Below are 25,107 nucleotides of genomic sequence, written 5' to 3'. Positions count from 1 at the left end.
ATCATGGCTCCACCATACACATTCGAGGCGAGCGAGCCGTTGTCGTTCGAGTACACGGATCTCGACGGCGAGACGCACCACGTCGAGGTATCTCCCGGCGATCCCGTCACGATGGCGGACGCGTGCGAAGCGTTCAATTTCGTTCTGAGTGCCGAGAAGGCGGGCGTTCCAGTCGTCGGGGATGCGGAGGCGATCGAGGCCGAGTGCCTCGATAAATACCGGGCGGTGTTCGAGGAGCACCGAAACGCGGACGTTTCGTTCGAACCGGAACTGGTCGAGGTGCCGGGCGCGACGGGCGACGACGAGGCGCCGGCGGATGGCGCCGAGACGGCAGCGTCGCTAAACGCCCCCGACCCCGAGCCGCCGGTGTCGGTGTCTGCCTCGCCGCGTGCGCCGGGCGAGGACGACGGCCGCCCGCTCGCCGAGCAGTACCACGACCCCGAGGATCCGATGCCCGAGTACGACGTCGTCTCGGCGCTCTCCGATCGCGGGGTGGCGCCGGACGAACTCGACGAGAAGCTCCGGGAGGTGGTCCGCAACGAAGCGCCCGACGACGACGTCCACCGGGAGTTCGCCCGCGACGACCGCGAGGACCCGTTCACGCTCGTCGACCCGGTCGACGTCTTCTCCGGGCAGTACGTCAAGACCGAGACGGACGTCGAAATCCCCTCGCGAGGTCTCCCCCTCCGCTTCGAGCGCGTCTACGGGAGTGGCCCGGTCTCCCACGGGCCCCTCGGCTACAACTGGGACCACAATTACAACGTCTTCCTGCGCCCGCTCCCGGGGGGCGACGTGGCGGTGTGGACCGGCCAGCGGAGCGAGGACCACTACCGTCGCCAGCCCGACGGCAGCTACGAGCCACCGACGGGCGTGTTTCGTCGGCTCGACCACCGTGCGGGCTCGGCGGCGACTCCCGAGCGCTACGTGATCGTCGACGCGGACGGGCGACGCCAGGTGTTCGAGCGGCCAGACAGCTGGCCCCACGGAGGCCGGATCCCACTCGTTCGCCTGGAGGATCGACACGGCAACGCAATTCGGTGCAGCTACGACGCCGAGGGGCGCCTCGCACGGGTCGAGGACGACGCCGGTCAGCACCTTGCGTTCACCTACGGCGACCGCGGTCGCCTGACAGCGGTCGACGATCACACCGGTCGGCGCTGGCGGTACGCGTTCGACCGGGACGCCGATCACCTCGTCGCCGTGACGACACCGGTGACCGACGAGTACCCCGACGGACTCACCACGCGTTACAAGTACGACCGGTACGACGACCACCCCCGACTGCGGCACACGCTCCGGCGGGTGATCGACCCGAGCGGAACGGTCGTCGTCGAGAACGAGTACGGCGACGACCCCGCGACCGACGACTTCGGTCGGGTCGTCCGCCAGACCTTCGGCGAGTTCGAGGCGACGTTTAGCGCCACCCGGCTGCAGTGGGTGCCGCGCACCCCGGAGGCGATCAACGTCCCCGCCTGGCGCGTCGCGGTGGTCGACCCCGGGATCCTCGTCGTCTACACGTTCAACTACCGGGGGGACCTCCTCGACGAGCGCCGTCGGCTCGCGCTCGACGGCAGCTATCGACTGCACGCGCGCGCTTTCGAATACGACGAACGGGGGAATCTCGTCGCCCAGCGCGAACCCAGCGGACTCGGACTCGACGTGGCCTACGACGCCGAGAACGACGACCCGCGGGCGCGCGGCAACGCGCTTCGAGCCGTCCTGACCGCCCCGCCGACTGCGGCGGTGCTGGACCGCGAACTCTTCCGCGTCACCTACGAGGACCGGTACCACCGGCCCAAGACCGTCCGCGACGAGCGCGGGGCCACGACGACCCTCGTCTACGATTACGAGGAGTCGCCCACGGACCGCGGGGACGTCGTCCGGGTCGAACACCCCGACGCGACGCTCCCGGACGGGACCGTCCAGGACGCCGCCGAGCGGATCACCTACGACGGCGCGGGGCGGATCACCGCCCGCGAGACCGCAGCGGGGTTCCGCCACGAGTTCGCCTACGACGACGCGGGGCAGCTGACGGCTGCCACGATGGACGTCGACGGCGTCGGGCAAACGCAGCGGTTCGCGTACGACGAACGGGGTGACCTGACCCGCGTCACCGACGGTGCGGGGAACACTCACGAGTACGAGCACGACGCCCTGGGCTGGCTGTCGCGGGTCCGTCTGCCCGCGGTCGACGGGGACGTCGCAGAAGTGCGGTATCGATACGATCCGACCGGTCGACCCCGGCGCGAAGAACTCCCGCGGGGAACCTACGACGACGACGAGATCGAGGACTCCTTCATCGCCAACGAGTACCGCTACGACGCACTGGGGCACGTGACTCGCGCGGTGTTCGGGGCGAACACGGCGGAGCCGCGGCGGTGGCACTTCGACCGTGACGACGAGGACAGGGTCACGCGGGTGGTCGACCCGCTCGGGAACCGGACCGACAACCGCTACGACGAGCGCGGTCGCCTGCTCGAACAGACCGCGGCGGCGGGGACGGCCGACGCCGCGACGTGGCGACTGGTGTACGATCGGAACGGCAACCGCACTGCCGTCGTCGATCCGGACGGCTTCCGTACGGACACCGAATTCGATCCGTGGGATCGGGTGCGACGTGTCCGGCGTCCCGGGGCGGACGGCGAACGGACCGTCGTCGAGTACGAGCACGGCGAGCGAAACCACGTGACGGGGATCGAGATTCGGGGGCTCCCCCGACCTGACGCGCCCGTCGACGTCCTCGGCGCGGTCACCTACGAGTACGACGAGCGGAGCCGCCCCGTCGAGCGAACGGTGGCGGGCCGCACGCGGACGGCGTGGTACGACCGCGACGGGCGTCTCGTGCGGGAGGTGGACGAAGCGGGCGCGGAAACGAGCTTCGAGACCGACGGCCTGGGACGCGTCGTCGCGACCACCGACGCGCTCGGCAACCGGACCAGGTGGGAGTTCGACGGGGCCGACGATCCGACGGCCGTCGAGGCGCTCGAGACGGCCCCCGACGGGAGCACCACCGCGTTCCGGACGACCTTCGCGTACGACGCGCGACAGCACCTCGTCGCCGTGACGGACCCGCTCGGGAACACCCACCGGACGGAGTACGACGCACGAGGGCTCCCCGTGGGCTTCGTCGACCCGCTCGGCCACCGGGTAGCGCACCGGTACGACCTGGACGGCGCTCTCGTCGCGCGCACGACGACGACCGGTGATCCGTCGACCGCGGTCGAGCATCGCTGGAACCGGGATCGGCTGGGGCGCGTCACGCGGTACGTCGACCCAGAGGGAGCCGAGACCCGCTTCGAGCACACGGCCCACCACGGCCTCGCCGCGATCGAGTACGACGACGGGAGTGTCTGGGAAGGGACGTACCGACCCGGGTCGGCGGGTCGGCTCGAATCGGAGCGCTCGGCCGACGGGACGCGACGGACGTACGCGTACGACACGACCGGCGAGATCCGGCGCATCGCCTTCTCGCCCGGGCCGGACGTCGCGGCGACGGCCGATCTCGCGATGGCGAGCGACGGACTCGGGCGCCCTGTCGCGCTCCAGCAGGGCGACACCACGCTCGAACGCCGCTACGACGCCCACGGCCGGATCACGTCGGAGACGCTCGACGGACGGGAGTTCGCCGTCGACTACGACGACGGTGCCGGGACGGTCGACCTGACGTATCCCGACGGGCGCCGCCATCGGACGCACCTCGACGCCCTGGGCCGGGTCGCGTCCGTCGACCTGACCGCTGTCGGATCGGCGGCCCTGACGGGTCCCGACGTCGCGGCGGGCGACACCCTCGTCGAGTACGAGTACGCGGGACCGACCCGGCCGGCGCGCCGACGACTCTGGAACGGTACCGAGACGGAGTACGAGTACGACGGCGGGCAGCGACTGACCGGACTGTCCCATCGGCAGGCCGACGGGTCGCTCCTCGCGGCGACGCGGTACGCGCACGACGGCACCGGCCGGCGACGGGTCGTCCACGCCGAACCCGCGCCGCTCGCACCGACGTCGTACGGCTACGACGACCTCTCCCGGTTGACGGAACGGGTCGAAGGCGTCGACGCCGACGCTCCGCCGCCCGTGTCGACGCAGGCTGACGCGGACGCGTACGTCGACGGTGTGGAGACGACCGATCCGACGGCGAGCGAGGCCTTCGCGGTGAACCTGGCCGACGACCGGCTCGAACGCGAGGTGCAGGGTCCCGACGGTCGGGTGACGGAGTCCTACGACGTGACCCGGATGCGCCAGATCGAGTCGCTCACACGGACGACAGACGCCGACCCGCCGACGACGACCGAGTTCGCGTACTCGAACGCGGGACCGCTCCGCTCCGACGACCGCTATCGGTACACGTACGACGCGCTGCACCGGCCGGTCCGCGTCGCCGACTCGTCCGGCGCGACCGTCGCGGAACTCGCGTACGACCCGGCGGGACGGCTCCGGCGGCGGACCGTCGACGGGGAGACGACGGGGCTCGTCCACTTCGCGAACCACTGCCTGCAGGAGGACGACGACGGCGGCGAGGCGGTCCTCCAGCGGGCCGTCGGGATCGGGGTCGACGAACTCCTCGTCCAGAGCACGGGGACCAACGCGTGGGGCCACCAGGACGCCGTCGACACCCTCCTGGCGACGAGCGACGACGGGGGTCGTCCATCGGAGCGATACGCGTACCGCGCGTTCGGCGAACCGGCGATCTTCGCGCCGGACGGGACCACCCGACGGTCGTCTTCGGCCGTCGGTGCGGGGCCGGTGTTCGCCGGGCATGCCGTGCTGACCGGGACGGGACTGTACCCCGCCCGCGCCCGACTGTACGACCCGGTGACGGGCCGGTTCGCACAGCGAGACCCACACGAGTTCGGGGACAGCGCGTGTCCGTACGTGTACGCGGCCCACGACCCCGTGAACTTCGTCGACCCGAGCGGCCGGTTCATCCTGGCGGCACTGGTGATCGGCGCACTGGTCGGTGCCGGCGTCGGACTGGCCTACGGGCTGGGACGGGGTCACACCGGCTGGCGTCTCGCGGGCGACGTGGCCCTCGGCGGCAGTGTCGGTGCAGCGGCCGGCCTGACAGGGGGACTGGCGGCCGAAGCGCTCGCCGGGACGGTCGGGGTCGGGACGTTCGCGACCGGCGCGGGGACGGCCACGACGACGGCGAGCCTCACGTCCACCCAGACAGCCGTGCTGACCGGGTCGATGGGCGTCATCGAGGGGTACGTCACACGGCAGGCGCTCTCGTCGGCGTATCCGAGCGTCGTCGAGCCGCCGTCGACCGGGACCATGGTCGAAGACTTCGGCCTGGGAGCGGTCGCCGGCGGCGCCATGCGGGCCGCCGATTGGATCGGGCGCGCTCGAAACCGAGCCACCGTGCCGGAGATCGCCCCGCAGACGGGGAGCGACGCCTCCGTCAGGGGGACGGTTTCGCCGACCGAAGCGACGCCCATGGGGAGCGGGTCGGGACCGGGCGCGCCTCCGTCGTCGGCGACGGGTTCACCACCCAGGGAACCGCTCCCGGCCGGCCATGAGCCGTACCAGCTCGAACTGTTCCCCAGCAAGCCCTTCGAGCGCGTGAAGGACTACGGATCGACGCCGACGCCGAGGCAGCGGGCCGCCGTCCCCCCCGGGATGTGGTTCGATCACGCTCCCCCGAAAGTCGTCCACTACTTCGAGGGCCCGGGCGGCGGTCGGCTCCCGGGATACAACCTCACCGAACAGGAGCGGAAAGCCTGGGCGGCGAGCCTCGAATCCGGGCGGCCGGCGACGCCCGAGTCACAGTGGTCCCAGGGCGGTGAGCTGTCGGGCTACTCGAAACGACAGAAGAAGAAGTGGGGGCTGTTGACGGAGCGAGAGAAGAAGAAATTGGGGCTGTACTCCGTTGCGCCCGTCGGCGCCCTCGAACGGCAGGAGTTGAAGTGACGACCCGGCTCGACGCCGGGACGGTGTCACCAGCTTATCGAACGGTGGTCGTCGTCGCAGTCCGGGTCGGGGTCCGGATCCGGGAGGTGGACGCCGACAGAGTGGACGTAGCCACCGTCCGCGAAGGCGTCCCAGTCGAACGGCGTTCTGTCGACGTCGATCGAAGCGCCCTCGTACGCGACGTCGAAGCGAAGCGCCGGCCGTTCGTCCGGGAACGATTCGCGTACGCGCTCCCTGAAATCGGGCACGACGAAGCGCCCGTCGCTGGCCGTCGTGGCCGATCCGAGCGGGTCGGTCAACTGTGAGTCCGTTGCACGAACCGTCGTCTCTGCGGTGGCGACGGGCGCGTTCGTCTCGACATCTCGAACCCGGCCGTGAAGCGGCGCAGGCAGTTCGTCCGGTGGGTCGGGTTCGGTCGGATCCGGTTCGGTGGGGTCGGGTTCGGTCGGATCCGGTTCGGTGGGGTCTGGTTCGGGGTCGGCCGGTTCGGTGGGGTCTGGTTCGGGGTCGGCCGGGTCAGGGTCGACCGGTCCGGGGTCCGAGGTGTCCGACCACGACGCGTAGCCCAACAGTACCCACCCGACGCCGCCGACGAGGAGGCCCGTCCAGACGAGGCCGCTCCAGAAGTAGAGTGCGTTCCACGTCAGGAGGAGTCCCGGGACGACGAACGAGAGGCCGATCACGACGGGGAGGGCGTTCCTGCGAGGCAGTAGTTCCTTGCGCCTCGCTTCGATGCCGAACAGGAGGACGCCCCCGTGGAGGCCGAGGAAGAACGTCAGGATAAACGCGTATAGCCACGCGCCCCAGTTCAGTGCGTACAGCCCCCAGACGACAACGGTCAGTCCCGCGCCGACGGCTGCCGCGGTCAGGCCGTATCGCCCGAGCGCCCCCATTCTGTCCGCGTGTCGTTCCAGGAGCCCGACGGCCGCGACCAGAAAGCACAGCGAAGAGACGGCGTACAACACGATACTGTGGGTGAGCGTTACCGAGACGAGGAGCAGCAGGCTGCCCCCCAGAACCGCCGCGGGCCCAGGCCATCGGCCCCACCGCAGTCGTAGTTCACCTACTCGTAGGTTCTCGTCCCGTCCCCCCTTGCGTTCGTCCATTTTTGATCACACACGTTAGACACGTGTTAGACTAGAACGTACACCGAGGAAACAGATATACTTACTCGGGGGTTGCATCGAACTGGTCCCTGGGCAGTAGCCGGTTCCGTGCCACGCCGCTTCGTCCGGGGTTCGTTCCTCGACGAGCTCTGGCGCTACTGGGGAATATCAGTGCTCACTTGATCAACAGCACTGAATCCCCCCATTCGCTCGCTGTCCCATACGTCGAGAGCCTCGCGTTCCGCGTCGACGCCAACGTTTGCCGGTTGTCGGTCCGGTCCCAGCCTAGCGGTGAGAGGACACTCCCGACTGCCCGCACGAGGACCGTCCGGTAGTAGTCAGTGTCGTAGTCAGCGACCATTTCGTGGGCGAGCGCCACCCGGTCTCGCGAGGCATTCTCGTCGTCGACGACGACGACGTAATCGATGTCCTGTCCGGGGTGGACGTCGAGCCCCTGGTCGCGAGCGCGTTCGAGCGCGGCGACGAGTGTCGCCACTGCGGGACGTCCGTCGAGTCAGCGGCCGAGCCGTGTCCAGCCTGCGGCCGGTTGGCCATCGCGACCTACGAGATCAGGTAGGCGCGCCTGCCGGCCATCCTTTCTGCGCCCCGATGGGCGGGGCGCTCGTATCCGGGCGCTCCGGAGACCCATGCACCCACTCGAACAACTCGACTTTCCGACCCGCGTCGCCAGGCGTGCCCAGTACGAAGCCTTCGAGTTCGTCCTCACGACCGAAAGCATCCTCGTCCGGAACTGCAGCCACCCCGATCCGAGCGAACACGAGTCCCTCGTGACCGTCACGGATGGACTGCCGACCGGCTGTGAGTGTCCAGCCGACGACCACTACGAGAGCGCGTGCAAACACCGCGTCGCGCACCCGATTCGGCGACCACTGCTCGATGGCGGCGACCGGTCGACCCGTCGTCGCCGATGGTGGAGAAGTCGAGCCGTCGACGACGCTGTCGGATTTCGAGACAGTGACGGATAGACGCGTGGAGACACCCGATTCAGACGAGTCTACCGAGGACTGTGACGAGTGCATCGGCGACTTCCCGTGCTGGGGATGCGTGCTGTCCGGTCGCAAGGAATTGCCCGATTAGAATGATCTGGCTCCGTTGAAATCCGCTTCTTCAGAGATGGGACATCGTGAAACAACCGTTCGTTGAAGACTGCCAATGTACCACAGCAGAGTCTACAGATAGAGAGGGCCGGATCCCTCGGGGCTGACCCGCGGTGGTTCACCAGGTGCTGTCGTACTCGACGATCGTGATCGGCATCTCGCCCACGCGAGGTAGGCCGACGACGCACGAAACAGAGTGGTGGGCGACCACGTACTATCACTCTTAATTCATATGTCTGACGATGTTTTATGCTATTGCAACCCCCCGGTTTTCACATGAGCAGTAAACCGACGAACTCGAATGCACGAGCAGAACAGGAGCAGGCCGAATCCGATGGTGAGTCGTCGAGCGAGGACGCAGCAGCGTCGAACGGGCTGAAAATCGCGCTTCCGGAGGGGAGCGAGAGCGTGTCCGACGCCATCGTCACGCACAGAGAGATGCTCCGTGAGCCGGACCAACACGGACTGGCGACGGACGAGGATATCACCCATCTCTCCGAGGCGATGGAGAAGTATTCCGAAGCCGTCGACGAGATCAACCAGCAGTACGACGAGACTGACACGGATATCGCCGAGTTACAGGAGGTTGTCCAGCACCAGCAAGCACAGATCGACGAATTGCAGTCGATGGTCACCTCGCTCGCGGAAATCCTCGGCACCGAAACTGAGTGGCGTTCGTTCGAATAGCTGTCCCTGTCGAAGATCGACGGCAGTCGCACGGCGGTCGTACAGCCATGAACTATTGGTTCGCGACAATTCTACAGCAGGGTGATACAACTCCTTCGGCGGGCGATGGGCGACCGGGACACGGTCATCACCATGCTCGACCCGCTGGAAGGGCTCGCCGGCGTGAACGAAGCCCTGGGTGGGGAGCGCATCACCGTCCGCGGCACGCGTGGGTTCAACCCGCTCGGTTCGAGCGCGAGTACTGCTCTACGTCCTGTCGACGGTACGCGAACGGCCAGACCGGGAAAGTTTCGACCAGTTGCAACCGGTGCGGAACGGATTTCGAGTATTATCCATCAGAGAAGGAGGGGCTGTACTGTTCGGACTGTGTCGAGACTGGCGCCCGTCACCGTCGTTGACCGGTGAGGAAAATTCACGGTGGAATGGCGGAAAGCGAGTGCTTGCCTGTGACGTCTGCGGTGAGACGGTTGAGCGTTACCCGAGTAATGTGAACGATACCGTCGTTTGCACCGAAGCCTGTCGTCGCGAATGGCTCTCAGAGTCCTTTACCGGTGATGGCCATCCGAACTGGAAAGGCGGTGGGAACGAATCGTACGGAACCGGTTGGAACGACGTTCGGCGCCGAGCGCTACAACGAGACGACTACCAGTGCATTCGTTGTGGTGCGACGACGGACGACATCGGCCGTAATCCTGACGTCCACCACATTGTTCCCGTTCGGTGGTTCATCGAGTCAGACGACCACACGAAAACTAATGCCCACTTCCTCGACAACGTCATCTCGCTCTGTATCACCTGTCACCGGAAAGCCGATCATGGAAAGGTCTCGAAGCAGCGACTTCGATCGCTTATCGACAGTGGATCGACCGCTCCCATTGCTGAATAGCATATCCGCGTCTAGTCCCGATATCAAAACCGAAGAATAAGCCCCTGAGAGACTTAATTTCTGAGTCCGGGTGCGAGAATCGAACCCGCGTCTCAGCCTCCACAAGGCTGAAGGATAACCACTACCCCAACCCGGACACGCTGTGGAGAGGCATATCGGGATAACCGGGTAGAATTGAAATACGTTACGACTCCGGCCCCCGGGTGTGAACCAACGGCACGCGGCGGCACCGGGGCGACGTCGCTGTCCTTAAGCGCCCGGACGCGCTCGAGACGGTCAGCAACGCGATGACAGCGGACGAACACGGCCCGGAGGACGCCGCGGGAGAGGCGGCCGAGACAGGCACCGACGCGACGGAGCCAGCGCACGAGGCGAGCGAGGTCGACGACGGATCGATCGACGCGCTGGGCGTGCTGGGGAGCGAGCCGCGCCTGGAGATCCTGCTGGCGCTGGGTGACCGCGAGCGGGCCGTGCGAACGAACCGGTACGAGCTGACGTTCTCGGAGCTGTACGACGCCGTCGACGTCGCGAGCAGCTCGCAGTTCTCCTATCACCTCTCGCAGCTCGTCGGGCCGTTCGTCGCCGAGACCGACGACGGGTATCACCTGAAATACGCCGGCGACAAAGTGGTTCGGGCGATCCGGTCGGGACTCTACGAGAGCACCGCCGCGTTCGAGCCGGTCGGGATCCCCGGAGCGTGCGTCGTCTGTGGGGCGACCGATCTGGAAGCGCTCCTGCGCGACGAGCGGTTCGTCGTCCGGTGTCGGGCGTGCGAAGCGACGCTGCTGTCGGACTCGTTCCCACGGAGTCAGGCGGACGACCGGACGCCCGAAGCGGTCGTGGAGAGCTTCGGGTACCGGATCTGGAGCGCGTACCTCCTCGTCAGAGGCGGCGTCTGCCCGGAGTGTTACGGCCGCGTCGACTACTGGGTCGACTGCCACGACGACGGGGCGCAATACACCTTCGCCGCGATGTGCGCCGGATGCGACTGCACGATCCACCTCCCCATCGAGGTGCCCGCGCTCTTTCACCCGACCGCGATCGAGTACCTCTGGCGCCACGGGATCGACCTGTTCGACAGCCCGCTCTGGGAGCTCTTCGAACTCGTCGTCTCCGACGAGTGGACGACGACGGTCGCGTCGACCGACCCGCTCGACGCCACCTTCCGGATCGCGATGGACGGCGAGGCGGTCGAACTCGCGATGGACGAGCGGTTCGAGGTCTCCCCGGTCGACGAGTCACTTGAAGCTGATCTAGCTGACGACGACCTCGCTGACGACGTCCCGGTCGACGACGGCGTCAGCGAGTCTGCGTGACCCCCTAAATCCCGAAATCCGCCGATCGCCGGCCTCCGCGGTGCTCGCTCAAAGATCTTTGAGTAAGCGATCCGTTATATGTAAATAATTCAATAATACTTATCGTGGGCGACGAGAGAGAGGTACTGTGAATCGGACGACAGTGCGAGTGTGCGGCGGTGCATCGAGGGGTGGCGGAACGTGGTAGCGATCCAGCTCGACGGGTTGACCAAGCGGTACGGCGACGTCCTCGCGGTCGACGATCTCGACCTCACCGTCGAGGAGGGCGAGATATTCGGCTTCCTCGGACCGAACGGGGCGGGCAAGTCGACCACGATCGACATCCTGCTGGACTTCGTCCGGCCGACGGCGGGGTCAGCGACGGTGCTGGGCCTCGACGCCCAGGAAGACAGCCTGGCCGTCCGTCGGCGGATCGGCGTCCTGCCGGACGCCTACCACGTCTACGACCGGCTGACGGGTCGACAGCACCTCGACTTCGTCGTCGACTCGAAGGATATCGGCGACGAGGCCGACGTCGAGGGAGTCCTGGAGCGCGTGTCGATCAGCGAGGCGGCCGACCGGAAGGCCGGCGACTACTCGAAGGGGATGCGCCAGCGGCTCGTCCTCGCCATGGCGCTGCTGGGCGACCCTGACCTGTTGATCCTCGACGAGCCCTCGACGGGGCTCGACCCCAACGGCGCCCGACAGATGCGCGAGATCATCGAGGCGGAGAACGACCGCGGGACGACCGTCTTCTTCTCCAGTCACATCATGGAGCAGGTCGAGGCCATCTGCGACCGCGTGGCGATCATCAACCGCGGGCGGCTGGTCGCCGTCGACTCCATCGACGGCCTGCGGGGCCAGACCGAGACGGTGATCACCCTCACGATCGACGTCGGGGACGCCGACGCGGACGACGCCGCGGCGCTCCAGAACCGCATCTACGTCACGAACGCGACGCTCGACGGCGACCGGATGCAGGTGTCGCTGACCCGCGACGGCTCGAAGTTCGAGGTGCTGAAGGCGCTCGACGAGCGCGGCGTGGAGATCCGCGACTTCTCGATCGACGAGTCCTCGCTGGAGGATCTGTTCGCCGAGTACACGACCGAGAAACAGGAGGTGAAACAGTGAGCACGCTCGCCATCGCGAAGAAGGACTTCCGCGACGCGGTCCAGTCGCGGGCGCTCTGGGCACTCCTGGGGGTGTTCGTCGCGCTCTCGCTGCTCCTGACGTACTCGTACGTCGAGTTCCCCCAGCTCGTCAGCCCCGGAGCCGAGCCGTCGATCGGCGGCCTGGTCTTCTTCACGGCGGGGATCGTGAGCCTGTTCGTCTCGCTGACCGCCATCGTGATCTGCTACAAGGCGATCGCGGGCGAGCGGGAGATCGGGAGCATCAAGCTCATGCTCGCGCTCCCGCATCGCCGCCGGGACGTGCTGTTCGGCAAGTTTCTCGGGCGGATGGGCGTCCTCTCGCTCGCGCTCGCCATCGGGCTCCTGATCGGCTTCGGGTTCGCGTTCGCGATGCTCGGGACGGTCGACGCCGCGACGGTCGCGCTGTTCCTGGTCGCGACGCTTCTGTTCACGGCGGTGTACGTCGCCCTCGTCGTCGGCATCTCGGCGACGACCGGGTCCACCTCGCGCGCGACGACGCTCGCGATCGGCTTCTTCGTGGTCTTCGAGTTCCTCTGGGACGTGGTCCCGATCGGCGTCGTCTACGTCGCCAACGGCTTCTCGCTCCCCCAGCAGATGCCCGACTGGACGTTCCTCGTGATGCAGGTGCCGCCGTCGACGGCGTACGTCTCGGTGCTGACCGCGCTCCTCCCCGACGTCGCGGCGTCGCTGCCCACCCAGACGTTCGCCGGTGCGAGCATCGACGCCTTCTACGCGGTACCCGAGATCGGCTTCGCCGTTCTCGCGTTCTGGCTAGTGCTTCCGCTCGTCGTGGGCTACTACCGCTTCGACACCGCGGACCTCTGACCGGCCCGCGGTCGGGCGCGGAAGCACGCGCTCGCTCGTCGCGGTCGCCACGGGCGTCGGCATCCGTCTCACTCGGTAGTCCCAACCGACGGCCCGAGCGTACGCGCTCGGCTACTCCGGGCCTCGGAAATTCACAGGGATCGACGGCCCCTGGGACGCCGGCCCACGTCACGATGGTCGCCCGTTCGGTGAGGGTCGGAGCGGCGATTCGAACGGTGTTCCGAACTGCGGGCACGCACCTCGCTACCCGGAACCGAACGCTTATCTCTGGATTGGTTGATATCGGCAGATATGGGACGCTCCTGCGCCGTGTGGGATCCGAATCTCGACGACGACCGGTACCGGAACCCGGTCGTCTACGCGGACTACTCCGACCCCGACGTGGTTCGCGTCGGCGACGACTTTTTCATGACCGCGTCGAGTTTCAACGCCGTGCCGGCGCTGCCGATACTCCACTCCCGGGACCTCGTGAACTGGCGGCTCATCAACCACGCGGTGGAGGAGCTACCACCGGCTTTCGACCACCCGCAGCACGGCAACGGCGTCTGGGCGCCCTCGTTCAACTACCACGACGGGACGTTCTACATCTTCTACGGCGATCCCGACCGCGGCGTCTACGTGACCAAGACCGACGACCCCCGTGGTGAGTGGTCTGACCTGCATCTCGTCCACGAAGCAGAGGGCTGGATCGACACGGCGCCGTTCTGGGACGACGACGGGAACGCGTATCTCGTCCACGCGTTCGCCAAGAGTCGTGCCGGCATCAACAGCGTCCTCCACGTCGCGCCGATGGCGGAAGACGGCACCCACCTCACCGGGGAGAGCCGCGAGGTGTTCGACGGCCACGGTGACCACCCGACGATCGAGGGGCCGAAGCTGTACAAGCGCGACGGGCAGTACTACATCTTTGCACCGGCCGGCGGCGTCAGCGACGGCTGGCAGACGGTCCTGCGCTCCGAGGACATCTACGGCCCCTACGAGGACCGGATCGTCCTCGCCCAGGGCGACACCGACATCAACGGACCCCACCAGGGAGCCTGGGTCGACACCCCGAGCGGCGAGGACTGGTTCGTCCACTTCCAGGAGACGGATCCGTACGGCCGCATCGTCCACCTCCAGCCCATGTCCTGGGAGGATGGGTGGCCTGTCATCGGCCGTGATGACGACGGCGACGGCACCGGAGAGCCGGTCGAGACACACGAGAAGCCCGACATCGCCGCCGACGACCTCCCCGTGATGGCGCCCCAGACGTCCGACGACTTCGAGTCGGCGCGTCTGGGACTCCAGTGGCAGTGGCACGGCAACCCCCAGTACGGCTGGCATTCGCTCACCGACCGTCCCGACGCGCTCCGGCTGTTCCCGCAGGCCGTGGACCAGGCCGAGAACCTGTGGACCGTCCCGAACCTGCTCCTCCAGAAGTTCCCCGCGCCGTCGTTCACGGCGACGACGGAGATTTCCTGTGAACTCGGCGAAGCGGCCGGACACGGGGGTCTCCTCGTCATGGGCGAGGAGTACGCCTACCTCAGCGTTCGCCGGACAGCCGACGGCGCGGAACTGGTACAGGGACGCAACACCGCACCGGTAGACGGCGAGCCCGACGAAGCGGTGGAACGAGTGCCCCTCCAAAGCCCGTCCGCGCGGCTCCGCGCGACCGTCGAAGACGGCGGACGTGTCCAGTTCGCGTACGCGACGGGCGACGCCGACCCCGAGCAGATCGGTGAGGCGTTCCAGGCACAGCAGGGGCGCTGGATCGGCGCGAAGATCGGACTGTTCGCAGTTCGGCCGGACGGCGACGGAGCCGCGGACGGATACTGCGACTTCGACTCCTTCCGGATCGAGTAGGTCTCGCGGGAGGCGGTCGGCCGAACACCCCGCTGGCCCAGCGCCGGTCGCCGTCCGGGACGCTTTTCACGCCCTGGCGCCTCCCCGTAGATAGCCGTGGCCATCACGGACAAGATCTACGTCAAGAACCACCAGCAGATCGCCTCGCAGTTAGAGACGTCGTTCCCCAAGGGCGCGTTCAAGGGGGCGACGATGGACATGCTGTTCCAGGCGGAGAACCTCGCGAAGCTCGACGACGCGACCCAGGACCGCGTGCTCGACTTCGCGACGGACTTCATGGACTGCGCTTGCGAGGCCAACCCCCACTGTGGCCACCCCGAGGAGAAGTTCGTCAGCTACCTCCTCGACCTGCGCGCGCAGGGCCTGGGCCCCGACGCCATCGTCGACGTGATGGGCGACGACTACATGCTCTACGCCTACCCCGGCGACGTGCTCTCCTTCCTCGACGGCGCCGTCCGGACACTCGAAGCGGTCGAGACGCTGGCCGACGTCGACGGCCGGGACGACGCCGCGAGCGAGGCTCGACGGAAGCGCGAAGAACTCCTGTAATCTCGGTGAATCGGTCACGGACGGCCGCCATCAGACGCCGAGCGCCGCGGCCAGCTCGTCGAACGTCTCGATCGTCAGGTCGGGTTCGGGGCCGAACGTCTCCTGTGGGCTCCCCTTGCGGTCGACCCAGACTCCCTGCATCCCGGCGTGCTGGGCGCCCATCACGTCGAACCACAGCGCCGTGACGTGGGCGAGTTCGTCGACCGGCGTCCCCGTCCGCTCGGCGGCGTGGCGGTAGAGGTCGGCGTGTGGTTTGAACAGTTCCACCTCGTCGGCGCTGATCGTGTCGACGACCAGGTCCTCGATGTCGGCGTGGTCGACCAGCGAGTCGAGCATCTCGGGGTTCCCGTTGGAGAGGACGTAGCAGTCGTAGCCCGCATCGCGGAGGCGCTCCAGTCCGTCGCGCACGTCGTCGAAGACGTCGAGTTCGTGGTAGACGGCGAGGATCTCGTCGCGTTCGTCGGCCGAGAGATCCGCGCCCGTTGCGTCGAGGGCGTACTGGAGGGCGTCGCGGTTCATCTCGTAGAACGGCTGGTAGGCGTCGATGTGGTTGGCGACCATCGTGTACTCGAGCGAGCGCGCCCGCCAGAGCTTCGAGACCGGCTCGGGATCCGCGACGCCCTCGGCGAGCGCACGTTCGGCGGCGTCGACGTCGACGAGCGTGCTGTACGAGTCGAACAGGAGTGTCGACACGCGTTCGGGATCGAACGGCATTTGCTAGCACGTATCGCGGGTCCAGCACATAACGGCTCGCCCGGTCCGGGGTCGTGTTTAGTTAAGAGCGAAAAGTGAGGCGGACGACTTTCTGAGTGCCTATGCCCGAAATCCGCCGCCTCAACGGACATAGCGACTGGATAGATTTGGATTTTGTGGAGCGCGAGCGGACACCGCGTCGGCTGATGAAGCTCGGTATTCGACTGCATTTGGCCGGTCTTTCACTTTCGAATACAGTTTCGGAACTTGAGAGGTTCGGTGTCCAACGCAGTCTGAAATCCGTCCACGATTGGGTGCAGAAAGCCGATTTACAGCCCGCCAGCGGTGAAACTCCGAATCAAGTCGCGTTAGACGAGACAGTGATTCGAGTCAACGACGAGCAGTTCTGGCTGTACGCCGCCGTCGATCCCGAAACAAACCACGTGCTCCATATTCGCCTCTATCCACGGCGAACAAACGCGATCACAGAGATGTTTCTCGCCGAACTCAAAGCAAAACACGACGTCGAACAGGCTGAATTTCTCGGTGATGGTGCGCCGTGGCTCCAAACGGCCTGTGAGCGTCACGGACTCCGATTTCGCCACGTCACTCATGGAAATCGGAACAGTGTCGAACGCATTTACTAGGAGATAAAACGGCGAACCTCATCGTTCGCAAATACGTTCAGTCACGCTGATCCAGCCACCGCAGAAAATTGGTTGCTCGCACACGCGAGGTGGCACAATTCGCTTAACTAAACACGATGATCTGATCCGGACGAACACCAGTTCGAAGGAGGTACATCAAGCTGCGATAGAGTACCACGTTGACCAGCTGCTCGAGAAAATTGGGCAGGACGCTGAAGAAGACTGGCGGATTTCGATGCCGCATTCGCTTAACATCAGGTGCCACTTGAATGAAATCTACGATGAGGTTGAACCCGTCCACTACCATCAGCAACTCAACCGGCTTGACGTTGAGTATCCGCGACGGCTTGTCCCGATTCTTTATAGCGGGTTCTCCATTTACAGTATGGACGTTCTCGAATTCTATGAACTGGAGCTTGACCTGTTTGAAGACTGGCTACTGGACACGACGGAAAACGAGCCGGTGGCTCGTCTCATCCTCCAGTTGATTGAATGGGGTATCAGCCAGCCCAAGGAAGACTCCATGGAGTTATCGGATGTGTCTATTGAAAGCGGTCTTGAGGATCTCCCCAAGGAAGCAGAACCGTTTGCAGATATGGAAGTCAGCGAGAAACATGAGGAGCGGATGCGTAAGTCAATGCAGCATATTTTTCGTTATTTCTCTGAGGAGGAATATTACAAGGGGAAGGAACATCGGCAGCACGCGGAGAAAGGGTTTGAAATGATGGGGATTAGCCCTGAGGTGTTGAAGCGGCTGCGTAACCGCGGCGAATCAGTATTGTTTGACAGTGAGCTTGAGGATGAAGTAGACGATATTATGGAGCATTACTTTGGGGAGCTGGAGGATGAGTTCGATAATGCGCTGGCCTCCAGCTTGAATTCGTATCGAATTCGGTAGTTGGCGGTTGATTGCGGTCAGAAGATGTTCGACAATGTCCATATCGAGGTCTTGCTGGAATCCGGCCTGCTTGAAAATCTGGCGTTGGAGTGCGGCGAGGTGTTAGAGGATGCGGAAAATCCTGGTTTTGCTTTGGGGTGGTACTGTCTTTGTATCACGTACTTCCGGGATCAGTCAGAGCATGTGACGTGTCTTGACGAGCTTGAATCGCGTTTTGAACAGATGCGGGATGAATGGCAGCTGTATGAGAAGGACATGGAGGAGCCGATGTTGTCTGTGGATGCTGCGGAAGAGATTGCGGAGTTGGAATCACCGGAATCTGATTGACTGCTCTCGGCCAGTGTTCTTTTAAAATTCGTGTACTGCAGTACCTTTTGAAGCGTTCGTAGGTAGTGCGGATTCCGATCAAAGATGAAGAGACGGTAGAAGACATCGTTGAGGACCTTGCCGCATTGTTGGATGTGGAAATTGATGAGTCGGATCTCAATGTGAGGGATACGCGGGCTGGCCGGCGTGTGGACGGGTTGAAATTCAATGGGTTTCGGAAACTGCGGGATGCAGCTGAGGATGCATTTTCTGAGCAATCCAGCGAATAAGTAGCAGGGAGAGGAGGGAGATGTTCTAATGGGGGTAATCCAGCAGCTGCGGGAGAAGCGTTCGACCACCGCTGGTTCTGTCGGGAAATCGTTTGAAGCCCGTATTGCAGACTACAAGGAGGATTTAGCAGATTGTCTCTATCCGGTCTTTGACCATTTTGTGGGCCAGGGGAAGAAAGCGAGACCGCTGACTAAGTTCATTCGTTTATTCGATTTCCAAAAGCAGTCTCAAAGCCGGACATAATACCGACAACCCATCTACCACCTTCCTTCAGAACGAGAGCAAAAACTATCACTCTCCGAGAAAAGATGGGGGGGGCAACATGAGCGCAGCAGACCAAAAACTCCACCGCGAGATCCTCATCCGGATATACGAGGCTCAGCGAGAAAGCCTCCGCGGATCCATGGTCAACGTCCCATCTCTGGTCGAAGACTTCGTCGACGTAGACCGAGATGAATTCAGATACCACATTGACCGGCTCAAAGACGACCGGCTTGTCGAACACAGCGCCCAATACCACGTAAAAATCACCATCGACGGTGTCGAAAAACTCGCCCACGAAGGATACGAAACCTTCCTCGAATTCGGGATTCAGGGTTCGAACCCTGCTGCTTCGAATGCGTCTGCTAGAGTCCCGAACTCTCGATGATAGCCCACGGAGCCGAACTCAGTGTGCTCGTCCAGCTCCGCGTTCGTCGGCGCTCGGCCGACAGTCTGGTACAGTGCAACCAATTGCACGACCATATCGCGCTGATTGAGGTTGTTACGCGGGATATCGTGCTCATTCGTGGTTGGTCGTGATGATCCCGGAGTGGACGTCCACTCCAGTCCGACGTCCTTGTCGCGGATACTGCTGATGTTCTCGACGACTGTTCGCTGCTCGATTGCGATGTCTCGAGGAGTCGGTAAGATCCCGCCAGAACCGAATTCTGCACACGCGGGACACACAGCTAATTGTGCGTCGACCTCGATCGTCCAGCCATCGAACTCCTCCTCGAACTGCTGTCGACAGACGTCACAGACGGCAAGATCGTGAGTCGGTTCCGCGAACGAGAACTTCTCGAGAACGGCGGCGAGTGATTCGTACGCCGAATGGGCGTCCTCGTACTCGGACACAGCCTCGTCGTAGTCCGATGCGTGGAATGCGCTGTCCCCGGCAGCCACATGGGAACGTGCCTCGGCGAGCGTATCACGGATCGTCCGGTGAAATGAAGACATGGTAAGACTCTGACGACGCACGCGAACGCGTCGTAACTCCTGATCGATGGCTGGAACGCGTTCGGGCGCCAGTTCCGCAGCTAGCTCGACTGCCGCTTCCAGTGCCTCGATCGCTTCGTCGTATTCTTCCGATGCCGCCTCCAGGGACGCGTCGAGGTGCAGTTCGCCGCCTGCATCGACGGTGTTGTCGGCCGAATCGATGAGTTCGTCGATCTGGTGTAGACGGTCAGTTTCGACATCACGTATCGTGTCGAGGACTTGCTGACATTGCTGCTCAATGTACAGCGTCCGATCGCTGAGCAGTTGGGCCCGCTGGAAGTGCGAAAGTGCGGTCTCCAGTTCGTCGACCGCTGCTTCGAACTCGTCCCGATCGTGTAATTCCCGCCCTGTCTTCCGCCGTCGACGTGCCACCTCAAGATGAGCATCCCGACGGAACTCATCCGCGTCATCGTATTCAAGCATCCGCCACGAGTGCTGCTCATCCTTCGTCTCTGTGATGTGTATCCCAATGGCGGAGATGGATCCCTGGAACGAACAGGTTTCGACCGGACACGTCGTTCCCGTCATCGTGACCACCGCGCTACCGGGTTCCAACCACCGAATCGCCACGGCAGTCGACCAAGCTGGTCGTGAGATGAATCACTGTTCGTTCCCATTCGAGAGGTAGCCGGTAGCCCGAGAGGCGACAGCTGTGAGACGATGGCGGCCGGTGCCCATGTCTCGTGGATTCCGTAGAGAGTTAAGTCAATTACGAGCACGGTATCCTCATCACAACGCTAGGTGAACTCCCCGCTGAGGTGGGTCTCGAGTTCGTCTCTGAGGGCTTCGATATCTGCAGCGACGTCGCCGTCCGGTTGGACGGAACTTCCAGTACCACTCGTCTCGTGGTCGGTTAACATCAGGTCATCGATAACCTCGCACTCTTCTTCCCAGTCGCTGACCCGCTTGATGGTGTACTTCTGCCGCCGTCGCCACTCGCCGTCTTGCTCTTGCCACAGGTAGACCATCACCTCGTTCGTCTCCCACGAGCCCTTCCCGGTGATGTTGACGATTGCTTTCCACCAGCTGTCGCTCTGGAAGACCGTCTCGCCGGCGCCGACGGTGTAGTAGTCGCTCACCGGGAACGCGGTCGTCTCGGTCGTGGGCGCGTCACTCCGGATGTAGTCGTCGATGAGCTCGCGGTCGACGGCCCAAGCGTCCGGCGTCTTGATGACGTACTTGTTCTTGCGCGTCCACCCGTCGCCGTCGTCGTGCCAAAGGTACATCGCCGTCTCGTCGGTATCCGAGTCACCTTCGAACTGGTAGGTGACGACGGCCTTCCACCATTCATCGTTCTGGTACAGAGAGACGGCCTCCGTGACGTGGAGTGAGTCGTGAACCGGGACGTCTGCGTTGGTTCCTTGCATACTACTGGCTCAGTGTCGCTTGGCAGGAACCTCGCAGACAGCTGCTATCCGTGACTGGGGGCCGAGTTGCCAGCTGACGTTCTCTATTCATAGCCCATCATCTCGTCGTCGAACGAGTCAACGATGTTCTGCAGTTCGGTCTCGATTTCGTCGTCATCCTCGTCCTCCTCCTTGGACTTGATGTAGTCGACGATCGCATCTGTCGGGTCACCGGCGTTCTGGCCGAACTTTTCCCTGGCGACCTCGAGCCCGCCAGCAGCGTACTGGGCGATGACGCGCTTTTGCTCCTCTGGGTCCACGAGAGCCTCTGGCTCGCCCGTGTCCTGGAACGCCAGACAGGCTGCGATAGTGTGGAACAGGTCGCGAGAATGGATATTATGGAGGCCGGCGTCGCTTTGCGTCTCGTCGGAGCCTTTGTAGTTCTCGCGCTTCACGTTCCCCTCGCGGTACCCGAGGACAGCGAAGAACACGAGGACTTCGTAGTAGTGTTCGAACACCTCGTGCTCGTCAACGAGTTGCTCGTACAGTTCGCCCTTTTCGTACGTGATCAGTGGTTTTCCCATTGTCAGTCACCTGCTTGTGCGGCCTGCTCGCCCTTGATACGCGTCCGCGGCGCGCTGTTCGTTCCCTCACCGTCGTCGAAGTCGAGCCAGTACTGCTTCCCGGCGATGTCGGTCATCTCTTCTTCGACGGGCCCCTCCCACTGTGAGTCGGTGGCGAAGACGACGACTTGTGACGCCAGGGTCGGGAGGATACGACTCACTTCCCGTCGGTGGGACTTGTCGAGTGCACCGAACGGGGAGTCCATGACCAGCGGGTAGATGCCGCCAGTGAAATACTCCGATTCAGAACCATCCTCGTAGCGCTTCTTGGCGATTTTGACGAGACTGCCGACGAACGCCAGGCTGGCGATCTGGCGCTCACCGGTCGATTTGTCGACTTCGACCTGCTGGTCTTCGACGGACTGCTGGATTTTCAGTTCGAACTCTTCTGTGATTTCGGCTTGGAGGTTCTTGCTCGCGATCTCCCCGAAGGTATCGTTTACCTCGCGGTTCGACCACGTTCGGACTTTATCCTTGAGCGCCTCGAAGTTGTTCGCGAGGTCGGCCTGGACGAGTTCTGCTGCACGCTGTCTGCGGCGCGCGAGCTGGGTCTCTTCCTGTTCGTCCTTCTGCTCGGCTATATCCGACTCGAGCTCTTCGATTTCGGCTTGTTTTGAGGAGATCTGCTCCTCGATGCCACCCTTGTCTCCGATGAGCTGTTCCTTTTCTTGCTGCTTGTTTTCCCGCTCGGTTTCGAGGTCACTGATCGACTGCCCGTCGGGGGTGGTCGCATCGAGCCCTTTGAGTTCCGAACTGATCGACGAGATGCGTTCTTCGAGTTTGTCGATCTCATCGTGTTTGTCCTGCCGGCGTTCGATGAGTACGTCGGCGTCGTCGAAGAACTCCGAGCGGCCATCGGTGAACTGCCTGAGGTGACCGACGACTCGAAGTGCGCCCTGCTCGACGCCGTCGGATGCAACCTCACCACGGAGCGAGGCAACGTGGTCGTACGGCTCGGAATCGTGTTCGAGGTCACGACCACAGATACACTGCTTGGCCTCGAGCAACGAGTTGAGGAAGTCGTCGCTCAGCTCCGAGGGAATGATACCGTCCTTCCGGAGCTGGTCGATCTCCTGTGCAGATTCCCTGATCAGGGGCATCGCGAGCGGGATGAATCCGTTCTCCGTAATCGCCGCCTTGATCTGGGCGTTAATCTCGTCGACTTCTTCCTCGAGAGTCGCTACCTCTTCCTGGTACTCTTCTCGATTCTCCTGCAGTTGCGCACTCTCGTCGAGACGTTCGAGCTTCTGGTCGATGTCAGAAATCTCCGTCCCGACCCGCTCGATCGCACGTTTCTTGTCCTGCTTCTTCTGTTCCAGGTCCTCGATATCGGCCTCGGTCGCCTGCTTTTCGTCTATCAGCTCCCGCAGTTCCTCGCTGGCGCTCTCCTGGACCTGCGATTCGAAGCGACCTGCGGCGTCGTCGAGGTGGCGAGTAGCCCGTTCCAGAATCGTCAGTCCCATGATGTTCTGGATGGCCTCTTGGATGCGGTCCTGGTTGTCGATGCCTGCCAGTTCGTCGATGTCCTCTCCGTCGAAGAAGAACAGTTCGCTCAGCCGTTCCGGGATGATCTGGCTGAGGACCTCGCCGGGGTTCTCCGGTCGATTGACACCGTTGCCATCGTCGTACTCGACGACGAGATTCGGCTCGTTCAGGATGCCGTCGAAATCCGCCGGCGATTGCTTTTCGTACGTGGCTGTTCGCGTCGCAGTGTATTCGGCACCGTCGTGCGAGAACTCGAGCGTGACCGAGACGGTCACTTCGTCGCCCGGATCCGCCGCAGCCATCGCGCCCTCACTGGCGAGTCTGTCTGGACGGGTATCGAAATCGACCTCCTCGTAGAGGAGCCAGGTGAACGCATTCAACAGGGTGGTCTTCCCGGAGCCGTTCGACCCATGGATGACCGTCACGTTTCGTGTTTCGCCGCGTGCGAACGAGATCTCCTCGTCGCGAAACTGGCGAAAGTTCTGGAGGGAAAGTGTGTCTAACTTCATCAGTAGACTTCTTCTTCGATGATCTCCTCGATCTGGTTGATAACACCGCGTGGATTATCGAGATTGAGTTTCTTCTTCTCGGCTTCCAAGACCCGGTCGGTAATGCGGGCCAACGTTTCGTCAGGAATGGAGATATCCTCGTTGCTGTCCGTCATCACCACATCCAGACACTGTGCCTACTTATATCTTGTAACGGACCACCCGTATGCAGGTTGTCTCCAGTTTATTCCACGACTGAGCAGTATCTGATGTGATACTCAGCTGCCAAGAAGATCGTACTGGCGCTTGAGCCGTTGCAGCGATCCATCCGTCGTCGGAACGCCATCCACTTCGGCGTCGGGATGATTACGGGCAGCTTCGGCGAATGTCGAGACGCGTTCGAGCTCCTTCTCCAGCAGGCGTCGTTCGACGTCGAACTCGCTTCCGGAGAGGAATGCGGGCCGGCCGTTGACGCTCGGGACGGTGATGAAATCGTGGATGACGGCGAAGTCCTTGCCCGGGTGGTTCCGAAGGATGCGCCCCCTGCGCTGGACGAACTGTCGCGGATTGCTGGTACTGGCCAGAATGTAGGCAGTCCGTGTCGCGGGGACGTCAACACCCTCGTCGAGACAGCGAATCGAGGTGAGGACGTCGATACTGCCGTCGTCGAACCGTTCGAGTAGTCGTTCGCGGTCGGCCTGCGACTCTCGGGCAGTGAACCGGTCGACGGTGAGGTCACTTTCCGATCGGATACGGTCCGTCGTCGCGTCGACGTGGCGCTGTCCCGTTCCTGATTCGATACCCGTCGATCCATCGCTACAGTAGACGAGGGTATGGTTGACCTCGCGTTCTCGTTCGAGGAGGTCGACGAGGATGTCCAGTTTCCGCCGGGCAGTTCCCACCAGACGGGCGCGTTTGAACAGTGCCTGCTGGAGTCCGGGGTTGTCTTCGAGTGCGACGTCGGAGTTGCCTCCCGATAGCCGACCGATCTTCGCCGTGAGACGTTTGTACTCTTCGAGTTCTTCGGCGTCGAACTCGACGATATGGGGGATGTAGTAGTACTCGCATAGCGCCCCGGCTTCGATCGCCTCGGCGAGTCCGTACTCGAACACTGTGTCGCCGAAGTACCGGTCGAGCACACGTGTTCCCTCGTCGTCGTACCAGCGCTCTGGCGTCGCCGAGAGACCCAGCCGGAAGTCGAACTCCTGGGAGAGTCCCGTGCGCATCTGTTCGGCGCCGAGATGGTGGACTTCGTCAGCGATCAGCATCATCGGTCCCCGGCCCCTGCCAATCGTCTGCTGGGCGGGCTGCATCGAGAGCGTCCGGTGCGTCGTCACGACGACGCACAGCGACCGGGACCCGTGATTGAACTCGAGCAGTTCGCGTTCGAGGCGGGGTTGCCAGTTCTTCCGCGACTGATACGCGCGGACGGGCGTGATACCGAACTCGTTCAGTTCCTCGGCCCACTGGTCGACGAGATGCTGGTACGGGACGGTGACGACGAGAAAGAGCCCTCGCTCGATCGATTCGGCGACTCGTGACGCTGCCAGTAGCGCCGTAATGGTCTTCCCTGTCCCCGTCGCCATATGGAGTATCCCCTGGCCGTCGGCGTTGATCCACTGCTTGATGGCCGTCCGCTGGTATTCTCGCGGTCCGATCCAGTCGGGTGGTTGGAGCTGAGACATGTTCTTCGTTACAACCGCGAGA

At 63.7% G+C, this 25,107-nt stretch carries 20 protein-coding genes, 1 tRNA gene and 2 pseudogenes; 11 read left to right on the top strand and 12 right to left on the bottom strand.

The window, feature by feature from the left end; all coding sequences use genetic code 11:
• The first annotated feature begins 3 nt into the window (after positions 1–3).
• The gene (locus ACMGFE_RS15235) at positions 4–5,907 is read left to right on the top strand and encodes an RHS repeat-associated core domain-containing protein (protein WP_436926063.1); all 5,904 of its coding nucleotides are present in this window, start codon (positions 4–6) and stop codon (positions 5,905–5,907) included.
• A 26-nt stretch (positions 5,908–5,933) separates the two neighbouring features.
• Here the strand turns inward: ACMGFE_RS15235 and ACMGFE_RS15230 are convergent, their stop codons facing one another.
• From ACMGFE_RS15230 to ACMGFE_RS15220, 3 genes and pseudogenes are all read right to left on the bottom strand, one after another.
• Entirely contained in the window at positions 5,934–7,013 is a 1,080-nt protein-coding gene (locus ACMGFE_RS15230; RefSeq protein WP_436926062.1) for a carboxypeptidase-like regulatory domain-containing protein, read from the bottom strand.
• Positions 7,014–7,188: 175 nt separating this feature from the next.
• Positions 7,189–7,500 (bottom strand): annotated as a pseudogene (locus ACMGFE_RS15225) (hypothetical protein); the annotation flags it as partial.
• A gap of 82 nt (positions 7,501–7,582) precedes the next feature.
• On the bottom strand, positions 7,583–8,053 hold the full coding sequence (locus ACMGFE_RS15220; protein WP_436926061.1) for a hypothetical protein: 471 nt from the start codon (positions 8,051–8,053) through the stop codon (positions 7,583–7,585).
• Between the two features lie 354 nt (positions 8,054–8,407).
• On the opposite strand from ACMGFE_RS15220, the gene ACMGFE_RS15215 reads away from it, so the two are divergent.
• Both ACMGFE_RS15215 and ACMGFE_RS15210 read left to right on the top strand, forming a co-directional pair.
• Positions 8,408–8,818: a hypothetical protein gene (locus tag ACMGFE_RS15215; protein WP_436926060.1), complete on the top strand. Its 411-nt coding sequence runs from the start codon at positions 8,408–8,410 to the stop codon at positions 8,816–8,818.
• Positions 8,819–8,996: 178 nt separating this feature from the next.
• The gene (locus tag ACMGFE_RS15210; protein WP_436926059.1) at positions 8,997–9,704 is read left to right on the top strand and encodes an HNH endonuclease; all 708 of its coding nucleotides are present in this window, start codon (positions 8,997–8,999) and stop codon (positions 9,702–9,704) included.
• 64 nt (positions 9,705–9,768) lie between these two features.
• Here the strand turns inward: ACMGFE_RS15210 and ACMGFE_RS15205 are convergent.
• Positions 9,769–9,840: transfer RNA gene (locus ACMGFE_RS15205), tRNA-His, on the bottom strand.
• 151 nt (positions 9,841–9,991) lie between these two features.
• Here ACMGFE_RS15205 and ACMGFE_RS15200 point away from each other — a divergent pair.
• From ACMGFE_RS15200 to ACMGFE_RS15180, 5 genes are all read left to right on the top strand, one after another.
• Positions 9,992–11,020 (top strand): DUF7351 domain-containing protein, encoded by a 1,029-nt coding sequence (locus tag ACMGFE_RS15200; protein ID WP_436926058.1) that lies wholly within the window; start codon positions 9,992–9,994, stop codon positions 11,018–11,020.
• A 180-nt stretch (positions 11,021–11,200) separates the two neighbouring features.
• Positions 11,201–12,130 (top strand): ABC transporter ATP-binding protein, encoded by a 930-nt coding sequence (locus ACMGFE_RS15195; protein WP_436926057.1) that lies wholly within the window; start codon positions 11,201–11,203, stop codon positions 12,128–12,130.
• A complete protein-coding gene (locus tag ACMGFE_RS15190; RefSeq protein WP_436926056.1) occupies positions 12,127–12,975 on the top strand; it encodes an ABC transporter permease subunit in 849 nt (282 codons plus the stop codon). The genes ACMGFE_RS15195 and ACMGFE_RS15190 overlap by 4 nt, the downstream gene beginning before the upstream one ends.
• Positions 12,976–13,266: 291 nt before the next feature.
• Positions 13,267–14,817, top strand: coding sequence for a glycoside hydrolase family 43 protein (locus tag ACMGFE_RS15185; protein ID WP_436926055.1), 1,551 nt, complete (start codon positions 13,267–13,269; stop codon positions 14,815–14,817).
• A 96-nt stretch (positions 14,818–14,913) separates the two neighbouring features.
• The gene (locus ACMGFE_RS15180; RefSeq protein ID WP_436926054.1) at positions 14,914–15,366 is read left to right on the top strand and encodes a DUF5814 domain-containing protein; all 453 of its coding nucleotides are present in this window, start codon (positions 14,914–14,916) and stop codon (positions 15,364–15,366) included.
• 30 nt (positions 15,367–15,396) lie between these two features.
• On the opposite strand, the gene ACMGFE_RS15175 is transcribed toward ACMGFE_RS15180, so the two are convergent.
• Positions 15,397–16,080, bottom strand: a complete 684-nt coding sequence (locus tag ACMGFE_RS15175) for a haloacid dehalogenase type II (RefSeq protein WP_436926053.1) — start codon at positions 16,078–16,080, stop codon at positions 15,397–15,399.
• A gap of 101 nt (positions 16,081–16,181) precedes the next feature.
• On the opposite strand from ACMGFE_RS15175, the pseudogene ACMGFE_RS15170 reads away from it, so the two are divergent.
• From ACMGFE_RS15170 to ACMGFE_RS15160, 3 genes and pseudogenes are all read left to right on the top strand, one after another.
• Positions 16,182–16,817, top strand: a pseudogene (locus tag ACMGFE_RS15170) (IS6 family transposase).
• A gap of 274 nt (positions 16,818–17,091) precedes the next feature.
• A complete protein-coding gene (locus ACMGFE_RS15165; protein ID WP_436926052.1) occupies positions 17,092–17,604 on the top strand; it encodes a hypothetical protein in 513 nt (170 codons plus the stop codon).
• A 24-nt stretch (positions 17,605–17,628) separates the two neighbouring features.
• Positions 17,629–17,931: a hypothetical protein gene (locus tag ACMGFE_RS15160; RefSeq protein WP_436926051.1), complete on the top strand. Its 303-nt coding sequence runs from the start codon at positions 17,629–17,631 to the stop codon at positions 17,929–17,931.
• A 466-nt stretch (positions 17,932–18,397) separates the two neighbouring features.
• On the opposite strand, the gene ACMGFE_RS15155 is transcribed toward ACMGFE_RS15160, so the two are convergent.
• From ACMGFE_RS15155 to ACMGFE_RS15125, 7 genes are all read right to left on the bottom strand, one after another.
• Entirely contained in the window at positions 18,398–18,760 is a 363-nt protein-coding gene (locus tag ACMGFE_RS15155; RefSeq protein ID WP_436926050.1) for a hypothetical protein, read from the bottom strand.
• A gap of 32 nt (positions 18,761–18,792) precedes the next feature.
• Complete coding sequence (locus ACMGFE_RS15150) at positions 18,793–19,986, bottom strand: homing endonuclease associated repeat-containing protein (RefSeq protein WP_436926049.1); 1,194 nt, start codon at positions 19,984–19,986, stop codon at positions 18,793–18,795.
• A 209-nt stretch (positions 19,987–20,195) separates the two neighbouring features.
• Positions 20,196–20,825 carry a hypothetical protein gene (locus tag ACMGFE_RS15145; RefSeq protein ID WP_436926048.1) on the bottom strand — a complete coding sequence of 210 codons (630 nt, stop codon included), beginning with the start codon at positions 20,823–20,825 and terminating at the stop codon, positions 20,196–20,198.
• An 83-nt stretch (positions 20,826–20,908) separates the two neighbouring features.
• Positions 20,909–21,388 carry a DNA phosphorothioation-associated 4-like protein gene (locus ACMGFE_RS15140; RefSeq protein ID WP_436926047.1) on the bottom strand — a complete coding sequence of 160 codons (480 nt, stop codon included), beginning with the start codon at positions 21,386–21,388 and terminating at the stop codon, positions 20,909–20,911.
• A gap of 2 nt (positions 21,389–21,390) precedes the next feature.
• A complete protein-coding gene (locus ACMGFE_RS15135; RefSeq protein ID WP_436926046.1) occupies positions 21,391–23,421 on the bottom strand; it encodes an AAA family ATPase in 2,031 nt (676 codons plus the stop codon).
• Positions 23,421–23,576 (bottom strand): hypothetical protein, encoded by a 156-nt coding sequence (locus tag ACMGFE_RS15130; protein WP_436926045.1) that lies wholly within the window; start codon positions 23,574–23,576, stop codon positions 23,421–23,423. The genes ACMGFE_RS15135 and ACMGFE_RS15130 overlap by 1 nt, the downstream gene beginning before the upstream one ends.
• A gap of 102 nt (positions 23,577–23,678) precedes the next feature.
• A complete protein-coding gene (locus ACMGFE_RS15125; RefSeq protein ID WP_436926044.1) occupies positions 23,679–25,085 on the bottom strand; it encodes a DEAD/DEAH box helicase family protein in 1,407 nt (468 codons plus the stop codon).
• Positions 25,086–25,107 lie beyond the last annotated feature (22 nt).

This window comes from Halosimplex amylolyticum (assembly GCF_051414035.1).
GTDB classification, from domain to species: Archaea; Halobacteriota; Halobacteria; order Halobacteriales; family Haloarculaceae; genus Halosimplex; species Halosimplex amylolyticum.
The sequence above is the reverse complement of the archived record's forward strand: the minus strand, read 5'-3'. Positions and strand labels throughout refer to the sequence as shown.